This window comes from Mycobacterium sp. 852002-51971_SCH5477799-a (assembly GCF_001667145.1).
Taxonomy (GTDB): domain Bacteria; phylum Actinomycetota; class Actinomycetes; order Mycobacteriales; family Mycobacteriaceae; genus Mycobacterium.
Genome location: NZ_LZIF01000122.1, coordinates 80,893 through 104,057, shown reverse-complemented (window position 1 = coordinate 104,057; position 23,165 = coordinate 80,893). Strand labels below are relative to the sequence as shown.

24 protein-coding genes are annotated in these 23,165 nt (G+C 65.2%); 13 read left to right on the top strand and 11 right to left on the bottom strand.

Features of this window, described 5'->3' with window-relative positions:
- Positions 1–237 precede the first annotated feature (237 nt).
- The 9 genes from A5753_RS22740 (at position 238) to A5753_RS22700 (ending at position 10,174) form a co-directional block, all read left to right on the top strand.
- Positions 238–903: a TetR family transcriptional regulator gene (locus A5753_RS22740; protein ID WP_067133856.1), complete on the top strand. Its 666-nt coding sequence runs from the start codon at positions 238–240 to the stop codon at positions 901–903.
- A gap of 11 nt (positions 904–914) precedes the next feature.
- A complete protein-coding gene (locus A5753_RS22735; RefSeq protein WP_067134010.1) occupies positions 915–1,109 on the top strand; it encodes a ferredoxin in 195 nt (64 codons plus the stop codon).
- A 1-nt stretch (position 1,110) separates the two neighbouring features.
- Positions 1,111–2,355 (top strand): cytochrome P450, encoded by a 1,245-nt coding sequence (locus A5753_RS22730; RefSeq protein WP_067133853.1) that lies wholly within the window; start codon positions 1,111–1,113, stop codon positions 2,353–2,355.
- A gap of 153 nt (positions 2,356–2,508) precedes the next feature.
- Complete coding sequence (locus A5753_RS22725; protein WP_197694777.1) at positions 2,509–3,570, top strand: amidohydrolase family protein; 1,062 nt, start codon at positions 2,509–2,511, stop codon at positions 3,568–3,570.
- Entirely contained in the window at positions 3,570–4,814 is a 1,245-nt protein-coding gene (locus A5753_RS22720; protein ID WP_067133850.1) for a Xaa-Pro peptidase family protein, read from the top strand. Before A5753_RS22725 ends, A5753_RS22720 begins: the two co-directional genes overlap by 1 nt.
- Positions 4,804–5,931: a Xaa-Pro peptidase family protein gene (locus A5753_RS22715; RefSeq protein WP_067133846.1), complete on the top strand. Its 1,128-nt coding sequence runs from the start codon at positions 4,804–4,806 to the stop codon at positions 5,929–5,931. Before A5753_RS22720 ends, A5753_RS22715 begins: the two co-directional genes overlap by 11 nt.
- Positions 5,932–5,933: 2 nt before the next feature.
- A complete protein-coding gene (locus A5753_RS22710) occupies positions 5,934–6,929 on the top strand; it encodes an enoyl-CoA hydratase/isomerase family protein (protein ID WP_067133844.1) in 996 nt (331 codons plus the stop codon).
- Positions 6,929–9,358: a CaiB/BaiF CoA-transferase family protein gene (locus A5753_RS22705; protein ID WP_067133840.1), complete on the top strand. Its 2,430-nt coding sequence runs from the start codon at positions 6,929–6,931 to the stop codon at positions 9,356–9,358. The genes A5753_RS22710 and A5753_RS22705 overlap by 1 nt, the downstream gene beginning before the upstream one ends.
- Before the next feature lie 6 nt (positions 9,359–9,364).
- Complete coding sequence (locus A5753_RS22700) at positions 9,365–10,174, top strand: SDR family NAD(P)-dependent oxidoreductase (protein WP_067133837.1); 810 nt, start codon at positions 9,365–9,367, stop codon at positions 10,172–10,174.
- On the opposite strand, the gene A5753_RS22695 is transcribed toward A5753_RS22700, so the two are convergent.
- Positions 10,171–11,010, bottom strand: coding sequence for an SDR family NAD(P)-dependent oxidoreductase (locus A5753_RS22695; RefSeq protein ID WP_067133834.1), 840 nt, complete (start codon positions 11,008–11,010; stop codon positions 10,171–10,173). The genes A5753_RS22700 and A5753_RS22695 overlap by 4 nt on opposite strands.
- A gap of 85 nt (positions 11,011–11,095) precedes the next feature.
- On the opposite strand from A5753_RS22695, the gene A5753_RS22690 reads away from it, so the two are divergent.
- Positions 11,096–11,587, top strand: coding sequence for a MarR family winged helix-turn-helix transcriptional regulator (locus A5753_RS22690; protein ID WP_067133831.1), 492 nt, complete (start codon positions 11,096–11,098; stop codon positions 11,585–11,587).
- A 20-nt stretch (positions 11,588–11,607) separates the two neighbouring features.
- On the top strand, positions 11,608–12,024 hold the full coding sequence (locus A5753_RS22685; RefSeq protein WP_067134006.1) for a DUF5313 domain-containing protein: 417 nt from the start codon (positions 11,608–11,610) through the stop codon (positions 12,022–12,024).
- Between the two features lie 3 nt (positions 12,025–12,027).
- Here A5753_RS22685 and A5753_RS22680 read toward each other — a convergent pair whose 3' ends face one another.
- Both A5753_RS22680 and A5753_RS22675 read right to left on the bottom strand, forming a co-directional pair.
- Entirely contained in the window at positions 12,028–12,876 is an 849-nt protein-coding gene (locus A5753_RS22680; protein WP_067133828.1) for a mycofactocin-coupled SDR family oxidoreductase, read from the bottom strand.
- A 232-nt stretch (positions 12,877–13,108) separates the two neighbouring features.
- Positions 13,109–13,759, bottom strand: a complete 651-nt coding sequence (locus A5753_RS22675) for a TetR/AcrR family transcriptional regulator (protein WP_067133825.1) — start codon at positions 13,757–13,759, stop codon at positions 13,109–13,111.
- 241 nt (positions 13,760–14,000) lie between these two features.
- Here A5753_RS22675 and A5753_RS22670 point away from each other — a divergent pair, with 241 nt between their 5' ends.
- Positions 14,001–15,176: an acyl-CoA dehydrogenase family protein gene (locus tag A5753_RS22670; RefSeq protein WP_067133822.1), complete on the top strand. Its 1,176-nt coding sequence runs from the start codon at positions 14,001–14,003 to the stop codon at positions 15,174–15,176.
- Positions 15,177–15,184: 8 nt separating this feature from the next.
- Here the strand turns inward: A5753_RS22670 and A5753_RS22665 are convergent, their stop codons facing one another.
- From A5753_RS22665 to A5753_RS22630, 8 genes are all read right to left on the bottom strand, one after another.
- On the bottom strand, positions 15,185–15,451 hold the full coding sequence (locus A5753_RS22665; RefSeq protein ID WP_067133819.1) for a DUF4190 domain-containing protein: 267 nt from the start codon (positions 15,449–15,451) through the stop codon (positions 15,185–15,187).
- A 149-nt stretch (positions 15,452–15,600) separates the two neighbouring features.
- Entirely contained in the window at positions 15,601–16,359 is a 759-nt protein-coding gene (locus A5753_RS22660) for an acyl-CoA dehydrogenase family protein (protein WP_197694776.1), read from the bottom strand.
- 75 nt (positions 16,360–16,434) lie between these two features.
- On the bottom strand, positions 16,435–17,532 hold the full coding sequence (locus A5753_RS22655; protein WP_067133813.1) for an acyl-CoA dehydrogenase family protein: 1,098 nt from the start codon (positions 17,530–17,532) through the stop codon (positions 16,435–16,437).
- Between the two features lie 18 nt (positions 17,533–17,550).
- Positions 17,551–18,021 carry a nuclear transport factor 2 family protein gene (locus tag A5753_RS22650; protein WP_067133810.1) on the bottom strand — a complete coding sequence of 157 codons (471 nt, stop codon included), beginning with the start codon at positions 18,019–18,021 and terminating at the stop codon, positions 17,551–17,553.
- The gene (locus tag A5753_RS22645; RefSeq protein ID WP_067133807.1) at positions 17,999–19,219 is read right to left on the bottom strand and encodes an amidohydrolase family protein; all 1,221 of its coding nucleotides are present in this window, start codon (positions 19,217–19,219) and stop codon (positions 17,999–18,001) included. Before A5753_RS22645 ends, A5753_RS22650 begins: the two co-directional genes overlap by 23 nt.
- 3 nt (positions 19,220–19,222) lie before the next feature.
- The gene (locus tag A5753_RS22640; protein WP_067133804.1) at positions 19,223–19,546 is read right to left on the bottom strand and encodes a hypothetical protein; all 324 of its coding nucleotides are present in this window, start codon (positions 19,544–19,546) and stop codon (positions 19,223–19,225) included.
- Complete coding sequence (locus A5753_RS22635) at positions 19,530–20,807, bottom strand: aromatic ring-hydroxylating dioxygenase subunit alpha (protein ID WP_067133801.1); 1,278 nt, start codon at positions 20,805–20,807, stop codon at positions 19,530–19,532. Before A5753_RS22635 ends, A5753_RS22640 begins: the two co-directional genes overlap by 17 nt.
- Positions 20,808–20,821: 14 nt before the next feature.
- Positions 20,822–21,367, bottom strand: a complete 546-nt coding sequence (locus tag A5753_RS22630; protein ID WP_067133798.1) for a carboxymuconolactone decarboxylase family protein — start codon at positions 21,365–21,367, stop codon at positions 20,822–20,824.
- A gap of 376 nt (positions 21,368–21,743) precedes the next feature.
- Here A5753_RS22630 and A5753_RS22625 point away from each other — a divergent pair, with 376 nt between their 5' ends.
- Positions 21,744–23,042, top strand: a complete 1,299-nt coding sequence (locus A5753_RS22625; RefSeq protein WP_067134003.1) for an amidohydrolase family protein — start codon at positions 21,744–21,746, stop codon at positions 23,040–23,042.
- Positions 23,043–23,165: the final 123 nt, after the last annotated feature.

Below are 23,165 nucleotides of genomic sequence, written 5' to 3'. Positions count from 1 at the left end.
ACGCGTAACAAGCCGCCCCCTTTCCCAGAACGCGTAGGGGGCAGCCGCGCTTTCTGGCGGCACTGTCCCGTCTACCGAGAACCAGAACCGTCCCTCCAGCCTGAAGGACAGTGCGACCGTGCAATACCCGCCAACCGAACGCCCAAACTGCGGACTCGTGGGAGTCCGCCTGTCGGCCGGATGTCGAATTTAAATCAATCGCTTGACTTAAACTCCGGCAAGAGGTTGACTGATCGAATGACCACCGCCGGGCGGACCGTTCGCACCGATCGGGCCAGTTCCACCCAGGAGGCGATCCTGGTGGCCGCCGAGCGCCTGTACGCGGAGCACGGCATGTTCGCGGTGTCCAACCGGCAGGTCAGCGAGGCCGCCGGCCAGGGCAACAACGCCGCCGTCGGTTATCACTTCGGCACCAAGGCCGACCTGGTGCGGGCGATCGAGCACAAACACCGCGGACCCGTCGAGGAGCTCCGCGAGAAGATGGTGTCCGACCTGCTGGCATCGGGCGAGCCCGGCGAATTGCGTTCCTGGGTGGCCTGTTTGGTGCGCCCGCTCACCGATCATCTGGAGCAGCTCGGAAACCCGACCTGGTACGCGCGTTTCGCGGCCCAGGCCATGACCGATCCGGCCTACTACAACATCGTCGTCAAGGGCGCGCTCAGCTCGCCGTCGCTGGTGCAGGTCGTCGACGGCTTCAACCGCTGCCTGCCCAACCTGCCTGTCGATGTGCACTTCGAACGCAACATCATGGCCCGAAACCTATTGATGCACACCTGCGCCGATCGTGAACGCGCTTTCGCCACAGGCGCATTGACGTCCCATCGTTCGTGGCGGGCTGCGGCATCCGGGCTCATCGACGCGATCGTTGGCCTGTGGTTGGCGCCCGTGACGGCGTACGAGTGAAGGACTCGCGGATGAAAGTGACTGTTGATCAAGAAGTCTGCGCCTCTTCGGGGAACTGCGTGATGAATGCGCCCGAAGTGTTCGATCAGCGCGACGACGACGGCGTCGTGGTCCTCCTCAACCCAGATCCAACTCCCGAACAGTCCGAAGGCGCGCGGCGGGCGGCGGCGGCCTGCCCAGCGCTCGCCATTCACATCGAGGAATGACATGTCAGACACACTGACGAGCACGGCAACAGCGCAGACCTCCGACATCCCGGACTACCCAATGGCCAGGGAGCCGCGCTGCCCGTTCGCCCCGCCACCGGACGTCATGGCACTGGCGGAAGCCAGGCCGCTGTCCAGGGTCCGGATCTGGGATGGCAGCACGCCCTGGCTCATCACCGGTTACGAGAAAGTGCGCGAGCTGTTTTCGGATTCTCGGGTCAGCGTCGACGACCGCCGGTCCGGGTTTCCGCATTGGAACGAAGGCATGCTGTCGACGGTGCACAAGCGCCCGCGGTCGGTCTTCACCGCCGACGGTGAGGAGCACACCCGGTTCCGGCGCATGCTGTCGAAGCCCTTCACGTTCAAGCGTGTCGAAGGTCTGCGCCCGACCATCCAGCAGATTACCGACGAGCACATCGACGCGATACTCGCCGGACCGCAGCCCGCCGACATCGTCACCGCACTGGCGCTGCCGGTGCCCTCGCTGGTGATCAGCCAGCTGCTGGGCGTCCCCTACGAAGACGCCGACATGTTCCAGCACCACGCCAACGTCGGCCTCGCGCGTTACGCCACCGGTGCAGACACCGTCAAAGGCGCGATGAATCTGAACAAATACCTTGCCCAGCTGGTCGAAGCCAAGATGGAGAATCCGGCCGAGGACGCGGTTTCCGACCTCGCCGATCGGGTCAAGGCCGGCGAACTCAGCGTGAAGGAGGCCGCCCAGCTGGGCACCGGCCTGCTGATCGCCGGCCATGAGACCACCTCCAACATGATCGGGCTTGGCGTGCTCGCCCTGTTGGAAAACCCCGACCAGCTGGCCGTCATCCGCGGTGCCGAAGATCCGAAGGTCGTCGCCAGTGCGGTGGAGGAACTGCTGCGCTATCTCAGCATCATTCAGAACGGCCAACGCCGCGTCGCGCTCGACGACATCCACATCGCCGGCGAGACGATCCGTGCCGGCGAGGGCATCATCATCGATCTGGCCCCGGCCAACTGGGATTCGGACGCCTTCGCCGAGCCGGACCGTCTGTACCTGCATCGCTCGGGCGCCGACCGCAACGTCGCGTTCGGCTACGGCCGGCATCAGTGTGTGGGACAGCAGCTCGCCCGCGCCGAACTGCAGATCGTGTTCCACACCCTGGCAAGGCGCATTCCCACTCTGCAACTTGCCATTGCGATCGAGGAGGTTCCGTTCAAGGACGACCGACTCGCCTACGGCGTCTACGAATTGCCGGTGACCTGGTAGCCCAGCTCGCTGCCTATCCAAATTGCGGATCCGAACGGAGGGTCAATGATGACGACTCAAGCAAGCACGCTTTACCCGCCCGGAGGTTATGGCGCTCCGAAGGATCGGCGCGGCCACGCCGCGGGCGCCGATGTCGGTTTGCCGCAGGGGACCGTGGTCTTCTCGGCTGACAACCACATCTCGCTGGCGGATGACATCTTCTATCAACGTTTTCCGGACGACCTGAAGGACAAGGCGCCGCGGATCTGGTACGAGGACGGCGCCTACCAAGTCGGACGCAAGGGACAGTCCTTCCTGCCGGGCGACTTCAGCGCCGTACTCATGCAGTACGACGACCTGCCCGGTGCCGCGAGCACCAACATCGAGGCCCGGATCCAAGAGCTGCACGACGACGGCGTCGAGAAGGAACTGGCCTTCCCCAACGCGGTGCTGGCGCTGTTTCACTATCCCGACAAGCAGCTTCGCGAGCTCGCCTTCCGCATCTACAACGAATACATTGCCGAGCTCCAGGAACGCTCGAACGGCCACTTCTACGGCGCCGGGCTGATCAACTGGTGGGATCCCCTAGGTGCCCGCAAGACGCTGGCCGAATTGAAGTCGTTGGGAATCAAGACTTTCCTGCTGCCGCTCAACCCCGGCAAGGATGACGACGGCAATATCATCGACTACGGCAGCACCGCAATGAAGCCGGTCTGGGACGAGATCGAGGCCGCCGGTCTTCCCGTGACCCACCACATCGGGGAGACGCCGCCGAAAACCCCATGCCAGTTCAACAGCGTGGTGGTCGGCATGATGATCAACATCGACGGCTTCCGCGAGCAGTTCGCCAAGTACCTCTTCACCGGAATCCTCGATGATCATCCCGGGCTGCGAATCGGCTGGTTCGAGGGCGGGATCGCCTGGGTGCCTTGGGCGTTGCAGGACGCCGACCACCTGATGGGGTCGTACCAACACATGTTCAACCGGACCCTCGAGCACGAACCGCGCTATTACTGGGACACCCACATGAGCGCGTCGTTCATGGTCGACCCACTGGGGCTGCAACTGATCGACCAAATCGGGGTGGACAAGGTGATGTGGTCCAGCGACTACCCGCACAACGAAAGCACTTACGGCTATTCCGAGAAATCGCTGAAAGCCGTCGTCGAGGCGGTGGGTCCGGAGGACGCGGTGAAGATCGTCAGCGGCAACGTTACGAAGTTCCTGGGCCTGTAGTGACGACGTTCGCGCAACTGGACACCAACACCGGTGACGGGCTGGTGATACCCGAAGCCGCCGACCTGACTCGCCTGCGCCGCGAGACGGGGGCCCGGTTGCGTTCGGCGATGAACGAGCGCGGTGTCGATGCGATGATCCTGTTGGGCAACAACGCGGTGGTCTATGCCACCGGCGCCAGCTGGCCTCTCGGCGACGCCGGATTGTCCTACGTCGAACGGCCGGTGGCCGTGGTGCTCGCCGACGACGAATGGCCGCACCTGTTCCTGCCCTTCCGGGAGGGGGCCTCGCAGGAAGCGGACTTGCCCGCCGATCACCTGCATGGGCCCGTCTACCTCGAATTCGACGAGGGCGTCGAGCATTTCGCGCGTCAGCTGGCCGATCTCATGCCGGCCAAAGCGGTCGTGGCGGTCGACGAGTTCACCGGCGCCATGTCGCGCGGCACGAAGCTCCTGTTCCCGGGCGGTGCACCCCTTGATGCCGCGGCCATCGTCAGCGCCGCCAAGTCGGTGAAGACGCTGGACGAATTGTCTTGCATGCGCACCGCAATCCGGATCACCGACGAGGCGATGGTCGAGGTGCAGAAACGCCTGGCGCCCGGCATCCGCCAGATCGACTTGTCGGCAAGCTTTTTGCGCCGCGCTTTCGAACTGGGCGCCACGGCCAGCATGCTCGAGCCGATCTGGCAGGTGATGCCGCCGAGCAAGGCCGAGGGCGTGTGGACCACGCACGGCGATTTGGCACTTCCGCTCCTGACCACCGAGCGTGAGCTGGCCGAAGGTGACGTGCTGTGGACCGACGTCAGCATCACCTATCAGGGCTACTGTTCCGACTTCGGGCGCACCTGGATCGTCGGCCGGGATCCGTCCCCGCTCCAGCAAGCGCAGTTCGACAAATGGTTCGAGATCATGAGCGCGGTTCTCGGCGTCGCCAAGGCCGGTGTCACCGCGGCGGATCTTGGCCGGGCCGCCATCGAGGCCAACGGCGGCACAAAACCGTGGCTGCCGCACTTCTACCTCGGCCACGGAATCGGCGTCAACGCCGCCGAAATGCCGATGATCGGAACCGATCTCGGACAGGAGTTCGACGATAATTTCGTCCTGCAATCCGGGATGGTGCTGGTTCTCGAGCCCGTCGTATGGGAGGACGGCACCGGCGGCTACCGCAGCGAGGAGGTCCTGGTGATCACCGAGGAAGGCTGGATCCGTTTGACCGACTACCCCTATGACCCCTATGGCAACTGAAGTCCTGCCCGACGAGCGCACGCTGCGCTCCGGGCGCCGCCAGCGGGCGCTGACCCAGATGGCGGCACACGATCTCGACGTCCTGGTCCTGGGCCGGCAAGCCAATGTCCGCTACGTCACCGGGGCTCCGCAACTGTGGGTCGCCGGCACTCGTCCGTTCGGCCCGACCTGTGTACTGGTGCGCGAGAGCGGCGCCGTGCACCTGCTGAGCACCTGGGACGAAGGCGTCCCCGAAGACATCCCCCACGAAAACCTCTACGGCATCTCGTGGAACCCCATTAACACGATGGCGGCCCTGCGGCGCATCGACGGCGCGGCAACCGCACGACGCGTCGGAACCGACGCGCTCTCCCCAGTTTTCGCGCAACTCTTGCCGACCGCGTTCCCCAATGCGCAGCTGGTCGACGGAGAACTGGCCATGCGCGCCGCGCGGCGCATCAAGACGGGCGAGGAGATCGCCGCGCTGCGCGAGTCTGTCGCAGTGGCCGAGTCGGCGCTGGCGGTGGCGGTTTCCGAATTGCGGCCCGGGGTCACCGAACAGGCGCTGGCCGGCGTCTTGTTAGAGGCCTCCGCGGCCGGCGGTGTGAGCACGCCGTCGAATCAAGATGTCGCATGGGTGACATCGCGCAAGCACCCATGGCGGCGCGCTCACGGCGATGGTCGTATCCAGGACGGCGATCTGGTGGCGTTCTCCGCCGGAGTGCTGGCGGGAGGCTACGTCGGCGAAGTCGGCCGGACCTGGCCCGCCGACAACCGGCGTGCGCCCGGCGGTGCGGCGGCCCTGCACGCGCGTTGGGAACGCCTGTGGGACAAGCTGATCGCCGCCTGCCGTCCCGGCACGCGCGCCGACGAACTGCTCGCCGCCTATCAGGCCGCGGGGGAGCCCGAGCCACCGATGCCGGTGGCCCGCGGCCTGGGCATGGGGTTCGACCCACCCGTCGTTTCCAAGCACCTGCCCACCACGGCGGCCGAGGAACGCCTGGAGCAGGGAATGGTTCTGGCCGTGGCGGGCTACGTGTGGGACGAAGGAGTCGGCGCGGTCTTCGGGCGAGAAGCGGTCCTGATCACCGCCGAAGGCGCCGAAGTGCTTACCGCGAGTCCGTTCTGGCAGCCCTAGCCATGCCCGAGCCCTCGGAGCCGCCGGCCGAAGAGATCATCCGGTACCGCAAAGACGCCGCGACGCGGATCGCCACGATCACGTTCGACCGGCCGGACCATCTCAACGCGCCGACCATCGCGGCGCGCCTGCGCTACGCGGACTTGTTGCACCGGGCCAACATTGACGACGAAGTGAAAGTTCTGGTGGTCCGCGGAGCCGGCGACGACGTTGGCTCGGGCGCTGATCTGGCCGAGGTCATGCGGATACGCGACGCGGCGGACCAGGGTCAGCGGCTCGCCGAATACCGGATCGGAGCCGACGAAGTCCGGCATCCCCCGCAAGGCTCGTTTCGCAACGGCGCCTCCCTCGGCCAGTGGTATGCCAACCCGAATTCGGGCATCCGCGGCCTGCAGGACTTCAAGAAGATCAGCATCCTGGAGGCGAAGGGCTACTGCTACGGCTGGCACTTCTACCAAGCCGCCGATGCCGACCTGGTCATCTCCAGCGACGATGCACTGTTCGGGCATCCGTCGTTCCGGTACTACGGCTGGGGTCCGCGCATGTGGTGGTGGGCGCAGACCATGGGCATCCGCAAGTTCCAGGAAATGGTGTTCACCGGAAGGGCATTCACTGCAGCCGAGATGTATGACTGCAACTTCCTCAACAGCGTGGTGACGCGGGACGAACTCGAGGCCGAGGTAGAGAAGTACGCGTTGGCCTGCGCGAGTAACCGCCCCACCGACACGGTGTTCATGCAGAAGGTCTTCTTCGAAATCATGAAACAGTTCCAGGGCGAATACCTGGGCAGCATGCTCAGCGGTGTCTTCGAGTCGATGGGCTCGGTCGTCCGCGCGGATGGCGGCGACGAGCTGATGCTCGACGACGCGATGAAGCGGGGCCTTGGCGATGCGGTCAAGGACAACGACGACAAGTTCCCCGCCGAATGGCGGCTGAGCAAAAAAGCGCGCAAGAAGGCGCGTCCCGACAAGGACGCCAAAGCGAAGAGAAAGAAATAGTGACGCGACACCGCGTCGAAGTGCCGCTGAGCGGCTATACCGTCGTCGACCTGTCCGCCGGTATAGCCGGCGCCTACTGCACCAAGCTGCTCGCCGACGGCGGCGCCGACGTCGTGAAAGTCGAATCGCCGCAAGGCGATCCGCTGCGTCGGTGGTCGGCCTCGGGCGCCACCATCCCGGCCGGCGGCGACGGCGCCTTGTTCAGCTTCCTGGCTGGGGCAAAGCACAGCGTCGTGGCCGATCCCACCAGCGGCGATGACACCGAACTGGTGAACCGGCTGCTGGCATCCGCGGACGCGGTGGTGTGGTCGGCCGGCTCGAAAGTGGGAGAGCAACCGGACTTCACGCCGCACGCCATCCACGGCCGCCACCCGCACCTCACCGTCACCTCGATCACACCGTTCGGGCTGGAAGGCCCCTGGCGAGACCGCCCGGCGACCGAGTTCACCCTGCAGGCGTGGTCGGGAGGGATCGTCGGGCTCGGCCGCGGCGAGCAGGAGCGCCCACCCGCCTTCGTCGGCGGTCAGGCCGGTGAATACCTGGCCGGCGTGTACGCAAGCGCGGCCACCTTGGCGTCCCGATGGCGTCGGATCGATGGCGGCGCAGGCGAACTGCTGGACCTCTCGATGCTCGAGACACAGATACTCTGCCTCACCTATTACCCGGTGTCCTACTTCGAGGTGCTCGGCCGGCCGTGGCGAGACATGCGGCGGCCGACGATTCCGGGAGTGGCTCAGGCCAAGGATGGGCTGGTGGACCTCGGGTGTGGGACCGCGCAGCAATGGTTCGATCTGTGCGCGATGGTGGGTCATCCGGAGTGGATCGACGAGGAATCGCCGCTGTCGATCACCGAGCAGGCCAACATCCACGCCGACGAGATCTTTTCCTGGCTGGCCGCCACCCCGGTCGACGAAATCCGGGAACTGGCCTCGGCGTTTCGTATCCCGAACGCGCCGGTCGCCAACGGCGCCAACGTCACCTCCTTCGATCAGTTCGTGGAGCGCGACTCATTCGTGCGTAATCCACGCGACGGGTTCCAGCAGCCGAGTCACCCCTATCGGATGCGGCCCGCGCAGCTGCGCCCGCCGCGGCCCGCGCCGCGGCTGGGGGAGCACACCGAGTACTACCGCGCCGCGGAGCTGCCGGCGCGATCGGCGCCGGCCGGTGTGGCGAAAGCGCTTCCCCTGAGCGGACTTCGGGTCTTGGACATGACGACCTTCTGGGCGGGACCGTGCTGCACCCATGCGTTGGCCCTGCTGGGTGCCGAGGTCATCCACGTCGAATCCACTAGCCGCCCGGATGGCACACGGATGATCGCCGGCATCCCGATGACCGAGGACCAGTGGTGGGAGAAGTCGCCGATCTTCGAGGCCCTCAACACCAACAAGAAGGGGCTGACTCTCGACCTGCAGAGTCAACGCGGTCGCGAATTGCTGCGTGAGCTCATCGCGACGTGCGATGTGATCGTCGAGAACTTCACGCCGCGAGTGCTGGACCAGATCGAGTTGGATTTCGCGGCCGTTCAATCGATTCGGCCGGACACGGTGCTGGTGCGGATGCCCGGCTTCGGCCTCGAAGGCCCGTGGCGCGACAACCCGGCATTCGCCTACGTCATCGAATCGGCGTCCGGCGTGAGCTGGCTTACCGGCTACCCCGATCGCACGCCATATGACCCCTATTCGATCGGTGATCCGAACGCCGGAGTGCACGCGCTCAACGCGATACTGCTCGCGCTCGAGCACCGGCGCCGCAGCGGCGAAGGGGTGTTCGTCGAAGCGGCGATGGTCGACGCCGCGCTCAGCATCTCCGCCGAGCAGGTCATCGAATTCTCGGCGTACGGGGCGCTGCTGGAGCGCGCCGGTAACCGGGGACCCACAGCTGCGCCGCAGAATCTCTACCTCAGCGCTGACATCGATGAATTCGGCCGGCTCGATTGCTGGGTCGCCATCGCGGTGGCCACCGACGACCAGTGGGGCGGTTTGTGCCGGGCCCTCGGATCACCCTCCTGGGCAACCGATCCCGGACTCTCGAACAAAGCCGGTCGGCACACGCACCACGATTTCATCGATGAGCAACTCGCCGCCTGGTGCGGGCACCGCAGCCGCGACGAGATCGTCAAAACCCTATGGGACGCCGGCGTGCCGGTGGCCAAAGTCATGCAACCGCACCGTCAAACTGAGCTGGAACAGTTGGCGTTCCGGGATTTCTTCGAAGAGGTCGACCATCCGGTCAACGGCCCGGCTAGGCTGAGCACCGTGCCGATGAGGTTCTCAGCCGGGCCCCACAAGTTCCATACCGACCATGCGCCGCTGCTGGGCCAGCACAACCACGAACTGCTGTCCGGGCTGGGCCTGTCCGACTCGGACATCGCCCGGCTGGAATCCGACGGCGTGATCGGCCGCGCGCCGGCCATGCGCGTGAGGAGCTGACCGAGCGTGGCGATCGACCCGTCGAACATACTGCTCACCGAACGGGTCGCGGTGGTGACCGGCGGGGGAGCGGGCATCGGGCGCGGCATCGCCGCCGGGATGGCTGCCTTCGGCGCCAAAGTTGCTATCTGGGAGCGCGACTCGCAGACCTGTGCGCAGGCAGCAGGATCCATTGGCGCCCTCGGCATCACTACCGATGTCCGGGACAGCGAGCAGGTGGACGCCGCATTGCAGCGGACCACCGCCGAACTCGGCACGCCCACGATTCTGGTCAACAATGCGGGCGGTGTATTCCCCTCGCCGTTGTTAGAGACAAGCGAAAACGGCTGGGACGCACTGTATAAGGCGAACCTACGACACGTGCTGCTTTGCACCCAACGAGTGGCTCGGCAGTTGGTGACCGCCGGAGTTGGCGGAAGCATCATTTCGGTGACGTCGATCGAGGGCGTACGTGCCGCGCCGGGCTACGCGGCCTATGCGGCGGCCAAGGCCGGCGTAATCAACTACACCAAAACCGCGGCGCTGGAACTGGCATCTTATGGCATTCGTGTCAACGCGATAGCACCCGACATCACCGTCACCGAAGGCCTGGCCGCACTCAACAGCGACACCGCGACTAGCGCCATGGGCAACATCGTCCCGCTCGGGCGTCCCGGCCATGTCGACGAAATCGCCGGCACCGCAGTCTTTCTGGCGTCCGACATGTCGGCCTATCTCACCGGGCAGACGTTGCATGTCGACGGCGGCACCCACGCCGCCAGCGGCTGGTACCACGACCCGCAGACCCGGGCCTACCGTCTGGGCCCGGCCGGTTAGTGTTTCCACCCTTCGGCGGCCTGGTCGTCGAAGGTGCGATCGATGCGCTCAAACCTGCGTCTGACGGAGTCCCGGGCCGCCTCGTGCGGCAGGATGTACAAGCGGTTGGCCAGAATCGCGTCGGCGGTGAGCCGCGCGACGCCTTCGACCGACACCGTGTCATCCTGGGTCGGCGGGAGTTGTCCGAACCCACTCGTCAGGTCGGGCGTTGACGCCAGCCCGTCATCCGCGCTGCGAATTCGTTCCGAGTTTGCGACCAACCCGGTCTCGATGACCATCGGGCAGAGCACCGAGACGCCGATGCCGTTGTCCTTTACTTCCCGGGCCAGCGTCTCGGCCAGCCCGACGACCCCGTACTTGGCGACGCCGTACGCCCCGAGACCGGCGTTGGGCACCAGCCCGGCGAAGGAAGCGGTGAAGGCGATGTGGCCGCCCCCGCCCTGCTCGATCAACTTCGGCACGAATGCCTCGACGGCGTGGATCGAACCCCACAGATCGATGTCGATCACCCAGCGCCAGTCCTCGTGCGTCATCGCCGCGAGCGGACCCGCGACGACGATGCCGGCGTTACTGAACACGACATCGACCTGACCCAGCAGCCGAAAGGACTCGTCGGCCAGATGGACCATCTGATCGAGGTGCCGCACGTCGCACGCCACTCCGTGCGCGTCGAACCCCTCGCCTTTCAGGTGCGCCACGGCCCGTTCCAATGCGGCCTGATCGACGTCGGCCAATACCAGGCGGGCGCCGCGGCGGGCGAATTCGGTGGCGGTGGCCAAACCGATGCCGCTCGCACCGCCGGTGATGACTGCCCCGCGTCCCTCGAAATCGTCCATGGAGTCCGAGCGTATTACCCGTGCCGGGGACGGTGTGAGAGACATCATCTAGATAGCCCCTTAACTATTAGCGCACTATGTACGTATGGCCACACCCACCGCGCGCGACATCGATCCGCTAGCGCTCGAACACCAGGTGTGTTTCGCGCTGGCAACGACCAACCGGGCGGTCTTGTCGGTGTATCGGCCGTTGCTGGAGCCGCTCGGCCTGACCCATCCGCAATATCTGGTGATGCTGGCGTTGTGGGAGCACCGCAAAAACCCCGGGGCCGAGCAGTTCCCGTTGTCGGTCAAGCAGATCGCGGCCGCATTGCAGATGGATTCCGCCACGCTCTCGCCCATGCTCAAGCGCTTGGCGGGGCAGGGACTGATCACCCGCGCCAAGAATGCGGGCGACGAGCGGACCACCGACGTGAGGCTCACCGAACGCGGAATCGCCCTGCGGGAGAAGGCGCTTGAGATTCCGCCCGCCGTCGTTGCCCGGCTCGGTGTGGACCTGACCGAACTCGAGAACCTGCATCAGGTCCTCACCCGCATCAACGCCGCGGCCGTGGCGGCCGGCGCATTGCAGGCCTGACATCACCCCGAGGAGCCATGATGACCGACGCGAAACCCAATCTCTGGCAGCGGATCGGCTATTCCTACGGCCAGCGACTGCCCGACTCGATGCGCGCCTGGGTGGCCCGAGATCTGGCCGGCGAGGGAGCCATCCGCCGGCACATGATCAGGTGGGCCATCCTGCCCCTGCTGGTGCTTGCTCCATTCTGGCTGCTGCCCGCCTCGCTCTATGTGCACACGGAGATGACCGCGCCGCTCTACATCTGGGCGCTGCTGATAACCCTTGCCCTGAACAAGGTCTGGCGTCGGCACCGACTGGCCGTCCATGGATTGGACCCGAACCTGGTCGACGTGCTCGCCCGCCGCAAACAGGCACGGATGCACGAGGACTACATCCGCCGCTACGGGCCGCGACCCGACTCGGCCGAATGGCAGTCGAATAGCAGCCCGTTCTAACGACTACTTCAGGCAGCTGCCCGCATCGATGGGCAGGGTCACGCCGGTGACGTAGCGAGACTCGTCGGAGGCGAAGAACAGCACCGCGTTGCTGATGTCGATCGGGTCGACCCAAGGAATCGGCAGCGTGTGAAACATCTGGCAGATCGGCGCCATGTCGTCGGGGCCGGGGTTCTCCAGGTCGGGCCGGAACATCTTCCAGGTGCCCTCGTTCATGATCATTGGGGTGCTCACGTGTGTGGGGTGCACGGAGTTGACGCGAATCATGTGCTGCCCCAACTCGACTCCGAAGGCGCGCATCAGACCGACGACGCCGTGTTTGGCGGCGACGTAGTGACCGGTGTGCGGGTAGGCCTTGAGCCCGCCGACAGAGCTGGTCAGGACGATGGAGCCACCGCGACCGCCGGACAGGATGTGCGGCACACCGGCTTTCACGCTCTTCCAGACCCCGGACAGGTTGACGTCGATCATCTCTGTCCAGTCTTCTTCGCTGGTCTTGTCCAAAGTCTCACCGCCGTTACCGATTCCGGCGTTGGCCACGATGATGTCGAGCCGGCCGAGCTGCTCGACACCATTGTCCACCGCCGCCTTGAGTGCGTCGAAGTCGCGCACGTCGACTTCGGCCGTGAAGATTCTGCGGTTGTGCCCCTTGACCAGGTCGGCGGTTTCGGCGAGGTCTTCGGGCGTCGACGCGGGGATCGCGGTATCCACCACTCCCTCGCGGATCGGCTTGCATATGTCGACGGCGATGATATCGGCGCCCTCCTCGGCCAACCGCACCGCGTGGCTGCGGCCCTGACCGCGCGCCGCTCCGGTGACGAAAGCGACTTTGCCCTCAACACGTCCGGTCATGGCTACATCAACTCCTGACTATCGATCGGCACGGCTCGGCGGAGAAGGAACGCGTTCTACAGGACCGCGGGTCTTGCCGCCTAGAACTCTGTCATTGAGCCGCCGCGGGTGTCAATGACGAATCCGTTTCGGCTATTTGTGATTCTAGATATTAGAGAATCTCATTCTCACCGGCAAATTGCGTGCGCTATTTGCTCATCGCGTGAGGGGCAGGGGCGGTGTGCCTGGTGCGCTACGCGACGAATCCGCGTGAGCAGAAGTCCCACACCTCATCGGCGGTGATGGGGTGCATCGTCGCGTCGTCGGGGCCGCCGCTGGATTGCGCGATGAACATGACGGTCTGCATGGTCATGGCGGCCACCCGCTTGGGATTGATGGTGCTGCGCAACCTGCCGGCGTCGTGCGCGGCGTCCATCAGTTCCGTCAGCAACGCAAGCAGCGGTGCATGAGCGATCTTGACCTCGGCGGGATGCGTCACCAGCAGCCGCGGGGCAAAGTCAGTGAACAACGGGCGCTTGGCCGTCGGATCCGGGCGGGAGGCCTCGTAGAGAAGCTGAACGGCGACCTGCAACCGCTCCAGCGGATCGGATTGGCTCTCGGTGGCCGCGCGGATCTGGTCGGCCGATCGGCTCAGGGCATCCTCGAAGAGCGCCAGCAGCAACTCGTGTTTGCCGTCGAACTGCAGGTAGAAGCTGCGCAACGATTGGCGGGAGCGGTCCACGACCTCCTGCACGGTAAAGTCCGTGCTGCCCTTTTCGATGATGATTGCCTGGGCCGCGTCGAGGAAGCGCTGAACACGCTGAGCGGCGCGCAGTTTCGCCGTCTTGATGGACCGCTCGACGGCGCGCTGCTTCCAGGCCGGCTCTTCGCTTGGATTGGTCACGGCCGGCTCAGGTGATTGCCGCGAGGGGAGAACATGGTTGGACTGTACCGGAGAACGCCGTGACATCGCTGCGCTCGACCCCCTCACGGATCACGTGTCGGAGATTGTAACTTTCTTGCCACGAGAATACTATTCTCTTAGACGTGTGTATGGAAGCTTAATCGCAAGAGCGAACCGCGTCGTCGGCGGAAACCTGGATCTACCGACGGCGCGGTGTGCTAGGACCATCCTGGGAAGTGTTGTGCAGCTGACTTTTGACGCCGAGGTGGAGGCATTCCGCGCCGAGTTCGTGGCTTTCCTCGACGCACACGTGCCCTCGGAGGCCGAGGCCCTGGTACGGCCCCATTCGAGTTCGGACATCCCGGAGTGGGCCCGCCGGTGGCAGCGCTTGCTGTTCGACAACGGATGGCTACAACCCGGCAATCCCCCGGAGTTCGGCGGCCGCAACGCCACGCTGTTGCAGCAATACGTGTACCACGAAGAATTGTCGCGGCGGCGCATCTATCAAAGCTTCAACCCGCAGGGTGTGGGCATCATCGCGGCGTCATTGCTGTCATTCGGCACGCCCGAACAGAAGCAGCGCTGGGCCGTGCCGATCCTGCGGGCGGAGATCACCGCGTCACTGGGGATGAGCGAACCCGGCGCGGGCTCGGATCTCGCCTCGCTGAAGACGCGCGCGGTGCGGGACGGTGACCACTTCGTCGTCAATGGGCAAAAAGTGTGGACGTCTGGCGCCCATCACGCCGATGTGCTGCTGACCTTCGTGCGCACCGATCCGGACGCTCCAAAACACAAGGGCATCAGCGCTTTACTGATTCCGACCGAGACCGCGGGTGTGGTCCGCCGCCCGTTCGCCTCGATGGGTGACATCGACGACGTCGACTTCAACGAGGTCTTCTTCACCGACGTACGGGTGCCGGCCGAGAACTTGGTGGGCGAGCTCAACGCGGGCTGGCGCGTCGCGACCGGTTCGCTCGGCCACGAGCGGGCGATGCTCTGGCTGGATTACGCGGACATGCTGCACGCGTTGACCGCCGAGTCCATCCCCTCGGGTCCGGTGCAGCGGGATCACTACGCGACGCTGGTGATGGACTTCTATGCGATGCGGCTGCTGGGGTCGGCGACGCTGGCCAAAGCCGCTCGCGGCGAAGAGGACGTTCCCGCCCAGTCGGTGCTCAAGCTGCTCGGCTCGGAAGCCATGCAACGCGCCAGTGAGGACGCGCTGGCCGCCAAGGACGGCGACGGACTGGCATTGCGTGCGGTCACGGCCCCGTTCGCGCCGCTCAATCTGGATAGCCACTACGGCAGCTGGTTCGACCGGTACACCCGCACCTTCGCCGCAACCATCGCCGGCGGGACATCGGAAATTCAGCGGAACATCATCGCAGAACGCGTACTCGGGCTGCCGCGCAATTGATTCGGGCGTCAGTGCTTTCGAGCATCCAGCTGAGCGTAATAGCCGATCGCGACGAGACCCGCCACTATCGCGATCGCCCCTAAAACCATGCCGGCTACCGCGGTTCGGGGATTGTTCGCCTCCCCACGGGCAACCCTTCGACGGGCTATGTCGCCCGTCACCACCGCCGCGATGCCAAAGGGCACTCCAAGCAACAACCAGCAGGTGACGAGTCCGATTAGGCCGAGTAGAAGCGACGCGACGCCGAACTGGTTTTGCGCTTGCGGCTGATTCATCGCGTTCCACCTCCCAGGGTTACGGCCGTGGTCGACATCCACGCTCACCGAACCACTAGGTGACCCTGGAAAGCGCTAGCACCCACGCTATCGTTCCAGCGAAGCATCTCATGCCCGGCGCACGGTGCCTGGTTCCGGGGCGCGACCCGTTACAGCTGCGCGAGCCGCGGCGCAGAGCCGGTCGCCACCAACGCTTTTCCGGCTGCACGCGTCAGTTCTCGAGAGCTGCCCAGCAGTCCGTCAAGAATCAGCGACCGCTTGATGTGGTGGTGCAGCGGATGCTCGGCGGTAAAGCCGATCCCGCCGAGTACCTGCTGGCAGTGGCGTGCTGAGGTCAGCGCGGCCTGACCGGCGGCGGCCTTGGCCAGCAGGGAAGCCAGTCCCTGCGGGTCGTCGCATTGCGTCGCGGCCTGCAGTGTGGCCTCGGCGCCCTCGATCGCGACGAGCGTCTCGGCCAGGCGGTGGCGGATCGCCTGGAACGAGCTGATGTGGCGGCCGAATTGAACGCGGTCCACCGCGTGCTGACGTGCCAGCGACAACATGGCGCGGCTGGTGCCGACCAGCCACCACCCCACGGCTCGCCAGCCCGCATGCAGCGCGGCTGACGGCAAGGGATCCTCCTGCGGCACAGGGTGTATCGGCAGCAACTCGTCGATCGCCGAATCGGGGCTGTCGCGGCGTTCCCACAGCACCCAGGCACCGCCGGCGAACGGCAGCGGCAGTGCGCCTCCGGGTGCGTCGCCGGCCGCGCACAGCACCACGTCGTTGAGCACGGGTGCGTGTGCGCCGGTCTCGCCGAGCAATTTGAACACCAGAGGGATTGCGGTATCGGGCATTTCGTCTAACATGTCGCGCCAGCCGAGTTCGGTCAGCGCGGCATCGAGCTTGGCCCCCGAAGCGGCGCCCATCGTCGTCCGCAGCGAATCTGCCAGTAGGCGAAGCGATTCGGGATCTGACTCGGTATCTGCCGAAGAAGCCACGGGTCACTCCTTCCCGAGATCGAGTAACCGGCGGGCGATGATATTGCGCTGGATCTCGGCGGTGCCGCCATAGATCGTCGCCGCGCGCGAGTACAGGTATTCCGAACGCCACGGCGTGTCTTCGAGCTCGAGCGCTCCCGGCAACACATCGCGGACGGTGTCGTAGAGCCGCTGTTCCGCGGAGGCGAGCAGCACCTTGTCGATGGAGGTATCGGGCCCCAGCCGGGCCCCGTCGCGCATCCGGTGCTGAGTTGCGCGCGACCGGCAGCGCAATGTGTGAAGCGCCAGATAGGCGCCGCCGAGCGCGGATTCGTCGGGATCACCGGCTGCGGCTGCGCTCGTGATCAGATCGTCGAAACGCGAATAGAGGTACGCGATCCGCTGCCAGAAACACGCGGAACGCTCATAGGGCAGCAGGTCCATGGCCAGCCGCCAGCCGTCGCCGGGCTTGCCCAGCATCCGGCTGGCCGGTATCACCACGTCGTCGTAGTACACCTCGCAGAACTCGTCGACGCCGTGCATCGTCCGCAGCGGACGGACGGTGATGCCCGGGGTGTCGAGATCGACGAAGAACGCGGTAATTCCGTCGTGACCGGGCGCGGTGCGGGTAAGCAGGACGCACCGGGTGGAGAACTGCGCGAAGCTGGTCCAGACCTTTTGCCCATTGACGATCCAGTCGTCGCCATCCTGGACCGCCCGTGTGGTCAGCGATGCCAGATCACTGCCCGAGCCTGGCTCGGAAAAGCCTTGGCACCATTGCTCTTCGCCACTGAGCAGGCGCGGGACCATTTCCCTGGCGAGCCCGGCCGGCGCGTAGTCGATCATCGTGGGCGCGAGCACCTCGAGCATCGAATAGGGCCCGGGTTCGGCCAGGCGCCGGCCCACCACCTCCTCGCCGACGATCGCGCGCAGCACCGCGGGACCGCCCAGTCCGCCCACCTCAACCGGCCAGCCGAACCGCATCCAATCGGCGTCGTAGAGCGCACGACTGACCCGGGCGAACTGCCGCATGTGCCCCTGCAGCGAGTGGTCGGGCCCGGGGGTCAGATCGTTGTCGTCGAGCCACGCGCGCAGGTCGGCCCGGAACTGCTCGACATTCACTTCGATTGGTCGGCTCCTTTAGGTCGCTGCCTGGGCCGCAGAGTCACCGGCGGGACGCCCGATGGCGTGCGGTCGTCCGGAGTCGTGCACGCCGCTACGGCGGATGAAGGTCATGGCGCGGGTCTTCAGTCGCCACCCGTCTGCGGTACGCACATAGGTGTCACGGTAGTAGCCGATCCGCATGTCGTGGGTGGCGTGATCGATGAAGCACAGCGGTTGGGTGCCGCTGGCCGAGTCACCGTCCAGGTCGACCACCGCGGTTCCGGTGAGGAACAAGCCCTTTGGGGCCGCGGCCACCAATTCCGGGAATCGGCTCAGGCTGTAGGTCTCACCGAAGGCACTGTAGGTGCCGTCGGGCGTGAAGACGGCCACCAGGCCCTCGATGTCCTGCTGGGTGATGGTGACCGCGTAGCGGCCCAGCAGCTGCTGAATCTCGACCAGGTCGTCAGTTCGGGTTGGGCCGCTCTTAGACTGATCGGGCGTCGACATAGACCTTGCCGCCTTTCATCACGTAGCTGACGTTTCGGGTAACGGTGATGTCTTCCAGCGGATTTCCGGGTACCGCGATGATATCGGCGAGCTGGCCCGTCGCGAGGCGCCCCCGGTCGGTCGAGTTGATCAGCTCGGCCGCGGTGATGGTGGCGGCCCGCAGCACCGCCAGCGGCGGCATCCCCCATTCCACCAGCGTGACCAGCTCATCGGCGTTCTTGCCGTGTGGGATGGCCGGGGCGTCGGTGCCGACCGCGATCTTCACCCCGGCCTCGTAGGCGGCCTTGATCGAGGTTTCCGCCTTCGGAAACATCTCGGCCGCCTTGTCCTGCAAGGCCTTCGGGGCACGGGACACGTCCATCGCCTGGGCCAGCCGGCGGGTGGTCACCAGGAACCTGTCGTTGTCGACCAGCATCTGGATGGCCTCGTCGTCCATCAGGAACCCGTGCTCGATACAGTCGATACCGCACGCGACGGCGTGCTTGACCGCTTCCGCCCCGTGCGTGTGTGCGGCGACGCGCAGCCCACGGCGGTGCGCCTCGTCGACGATCGCGCGCAGTTCCTCGTCCGAATAGTGTTGCGCCCCAGCCTCACCGGTCAGCGACATGACACCGCCGGAAACGCACACCTTGATCAATTCGGCGCCGTGCTTGATCTGATATCGCACCGCCTTTCGGATCTCGTCGATGCCATTGGCGATGCCCTCTTCGACCGTGAGCTCGAGTGCACCCGGCATGAAGGCGGCGAACATCGTCGGGTCAAGGTGCCCGCCGGTAGGCGTGATGGCGTGGCCGGCCGGGACGATGCGGGGCCCTTCGATCCAGCCGGCGTCGATCGCCTTGCCAAGGGCCACGTCGAGCAGGTAGCCGCCGGTCTTGACGAACAGGCCGAGGTTGCGCACGGTGGTGAAACCGGCGCGCAGCGTGCGCCGGGCGTTGCCGACCGCGCGCAGCACCCGCGTCGGCGGGTCGTCCTGCACCTGGGACAGCCCGGGCGTCTCGCCGCGCCCGCCCATCAGGAGGTTGACCTCCATGTCCATCAGGCCCGGCAACAGAATCTGGTCGCCCAGCTCGATGATTTCGCCTTCGGGGTCGCCGCCCACGCCGACGATCCGATCGTCTTCGATCTTCAGGATGCCGGGTCGAATGATCTCACCGGCGTCGACATCGAGCAGCCCTGCGGCCTTGAGCGTCAGCACCGCCTAGATCACCGGTTCCCGGATCACTTCAACCCACGCCGCGCCGCTGTCGGGAACGCGCGGTTGCTTCCACGCCTCGATGGGGAACGACACCATGACCAGCGACTGCATCATGTGCATCAACGTCTTTGCGTCATCGGGCAGGTCGTCGAGCGGGAACTTGTCGACATACTCGATGACAGCGTTGAGCTTCGGAAACGCCACGTCGTAGAAGGCCTGCATCTCGGGCATCGTCGAGGCCAGCCGCTTGGCGTAGCGCTCGGGCTCGGTGGCCAGGTCCCATTCCAAATACGGCTCCAGGGCCGCGAATTCAGACGGTAACGCCATTGCGCTGGTGCTCCTTCACGTAGTCGGCGGTCGTCTTGTGCAGATGGCGGATCAACACTTCCTGGTCGCAGAGCAGGAACTCCTTGACCGCCCGGGTGCCGATCATGGTCTGGGTCGCTTCCAGCGTGTTGGCGTCCTGCAGCGCGTACTCCTTGAACGTCACCGCGGCCAGCTCTTGGGCCAGCCGTTCGCGCGCATTGCGCGGCGGAACGAAATACAGGGTGGACTCGAAGATGTGCTTGTCCACCGCGGTAGGCCAGTAGTGATAGGTCAGGAACCAGCCCGGCTCCCAGATCAGCAGCATGAGGTTCGGGTAGAAGAGCCACGAGTCGATACCCCACTGCGGCACCCTCTTCACGTTCACACCCGGTGGCAGCTCCAGCTTTTCGATGATCTCCGGCTTGTCCCACGGACCGAACAGCCCGCTGCGCAACGCCTGGTCCATGGGCTTGACCATGGACATGTCCGGGGGTGGTGCCTGACCGCCCCACGTCGACTGCAGGTTGTGCGGGCCGGCCAACTCGTAGTGCAGCGCCTCGTAGCCGAACTTCTGGATCTTGGCGGCTTCTTCCTTGGTGTACTGCCCCTGATGCAGGATCGGCGCGTGGTAGAACTCGACGAACGCGTCGATGAACAGCTTCCAGTTGCTGCCGACCTCGGCCCGGTAGGAGTAGGTCTCAGTCATCTCGCCGAACGGGTAGCCCTCGATGCTTTTAGCCAGCGGCCCGAGGTAGTCGATCAGCGGCGCCGCGTTGTCGTCGAAGTTGATGAAGATGAAGCCCTCCCACACCTCGCACCGGACGGGTGCCAGGCCGAAGTTGCTCTTGTCGAGGTTGAAGAACTCTTCTTCTTGTTGGACGAAGGTCAGGTCGCCGTCGAGACTATAGCGCCAGGCGTGGTACTTGCAGGTGAACTGCCGGCAGGTGCCGGAGGTCTCCTCGTTGGGAAAGTCGTTCCACACCAACTTGTTTCCGCGGTGGCGGCAGACGTTGTGGTACGCCTTGACCGACCCGTCCTTGGTCTTGGTGATGATCACCGACGTACCCTTGCCGGCCGACGGCAGTTCCCTGGTGAAGTAGCTGCCGGTGCGGGGGAGGCGCTCGACACGTCCGACGTTCAGCCACGTCTTCCTGAAGACCGCGTCGCGTTCGGCTTCGAAGAACGCCGGGTCGATCGAGTCGGTGTAGTCAACCGGCGCGGTCCCGAGGTCGGGGTAGTTTTCTGTCCAGCTGCCGGCGGCTGGCTTCGGGAAGTGCGGCAACGTTCTTACTCCTCTTATTCGACGGTGTTAGCGGCTGTGGCGTGTTCGGGCTGGATGCCGAAAGTGTTGAAGGCCATGGCCAGCAGGGCGTAGCAGCCGACCGTGAAGACGAAATCCATGCGCTGCTGGTCGTTGAGGCGCTCGCCCAGCGCCGCCCAAGTCTGGTCGGACAACTCCGACTTCTCATCCAGCTCATCGACCCCGGTGATCACCGCGCGGTCGAAGGCGTCGAAGTCCTCCGCGCTGCCATCGGCGAATCGCTGCACCGCCGCGATCTGTTCATTGGTGATCCCTTCGTCCTTGGCCATCCGGACGTGGTGCGACCACTCGTACGCGCACTGGCGACGATGGGCCACCCGAAGGATGGCCAGTTCGCGGATGCGGGCCGGCAGCGTGGACGACATCAACAGGTGGACGTTGAAGCGAAGAAACGCCTTGGCGAGCGCCGGGTGGTGAGCCAGCGTGGAAAGCGCGTTGTTGGTGTCCGCTCCACGCATGGCCGAAAGTGCCTGCTGGGTAGCCTCGTCCCACCGGTCAGCGGGGAGCGGCTGCAAGCGCATCGGCAGAATCCTCTCGGTGAAAGAGAATCATATTCTCATTTGCAACTAACAGACTGGCACGAAACGCGCGCCCGGTCAATGCCGGCGCGTCGGCGGGTGCCGCGCGTCGGCCACCTAGCGTGCCGGGGCGGCCAGTCCGGCCGAGGGCCGACAGGACCCCGACACGCCGGGTTCTACCTCACCGCCTTGCGGCTTGGTGATGGGAAATTCGCCGGACCGCTGGGGCGCTGGTCAGGCCGCTGTGGAGGCTCGCAGCAGCGTCTGGATGTTGATTCTCGTCTGACGAGAAGATAGTTTTCATTTTAGTGATCTTGGCAAGGGGCAGCGATTCGCCGAGGCTGCAATCGATCCGATGGATCCGATGAAAGGGAAGCTCATGAACAAAGAAGACATGATGCTGATCAGCGTCGACGACCATACCGTCGAGCCACCCGACATGTTCGAGAACCACCTGTCGAAGAAGTACCAGGACGACGCACCTCGATTGGTGCACAACGATGACGGCTCGGACATGTGGAAGTTCCGCGACACGGTCATCCCGAACGTGGCATTGAACGCGGTGGCGGGCCGACCGAAGGAGGAGTACGGCATCGAGCCGACGGGGCTCGACGAGATCCGCCCGGGTTGTTACAACGTCGATGAACGCGTCAAAGACATGAACGCCGGCGGCATCCTGGCCTCGATTTGCTTCCCGTCGTTCCCGGGCTTTGCCGGGCGCCTGTTCGCCACCGACGATCACGACTTCTCGATCGCGCTGGTGCAGGCCTACAACGACTGGCACATCGACGAGTGGTGCGGCGCCTACCCCGCGCGGTTCATCCCGATGGCGATCCCCGTCATCTGGGATGCCGAGGCGTGTGCCGCCGAGGTGCGCCGGGTAGCCAAGAAGGGCGTGCACGCGTTGACCTTCACCGAGAATCCGGCCGCGATGGGCTACCCGAGCTTTCACAACGAGTACTGGAACCCGCTGTGGGAAGCCTTGTGCGACACCAACACCGTGATGAACGTCCACATCGGGTCCTCGGGCCGGCTGGCGATTACCGCGCCAGATGCGCCGATGGACGTGATGATCACGCTGCAGCCGATGAACATCGTGCAGGCCGCGGCGGACCTGCTGTGGTCGGCACCGATCAAGAAGTACCCCGACCTCAAGATCGCCCTGTCCGAGGGCGGCACCGGGTGGATCCCCTACTTCCTGGAACGCGCCGACCGCACCTACGAAATGCACTCCACCTGGACGCATCAGAACTTCGGCGGCAAGTTGCCGTCCGACGTGTTTCGTGACCACTTCCTGACTTGCTTCATCAGCGACAAGGTGGGTGTGGCGCTGCGCAACATGATCGGCATCGACAACATCTGCTGGGAAGCCGACTACCCGCACAGCGACTCGATGTGGCCGGGTGCGCCAGAAGAGTTGTGGGATGTGTTGTCCATCAACAACGTTCCCGACGACGAAATCAACAAGATGACCTACGAGAACGCCATGCGGTGGTACTCGTTCGACCCCTTCACGCACATTTCGCGCGAACAGGCCACCGTCGGTGCGCTGCGCAAGGCGGCCGAGGGACATGACGTGTCCATAAAGGCGGCGGGCCACGACAAGGACAGCCGAGGCGGCTCGTCCTTTGCCGATTTCGCGGCTAACGCGAAAGCCCTCACCGGCAACAAGGACTGATAGCCACGACTCCGGAAGGCAGGTGCGCCCGTGGCGGTCGTAAGCGCGGCGAAGCCGGACGCCGCGGGCCTACACCGAAAGCCGGTGCATTTCGATCGAAGGAGTCCGAGCAGTGCCCGGCGC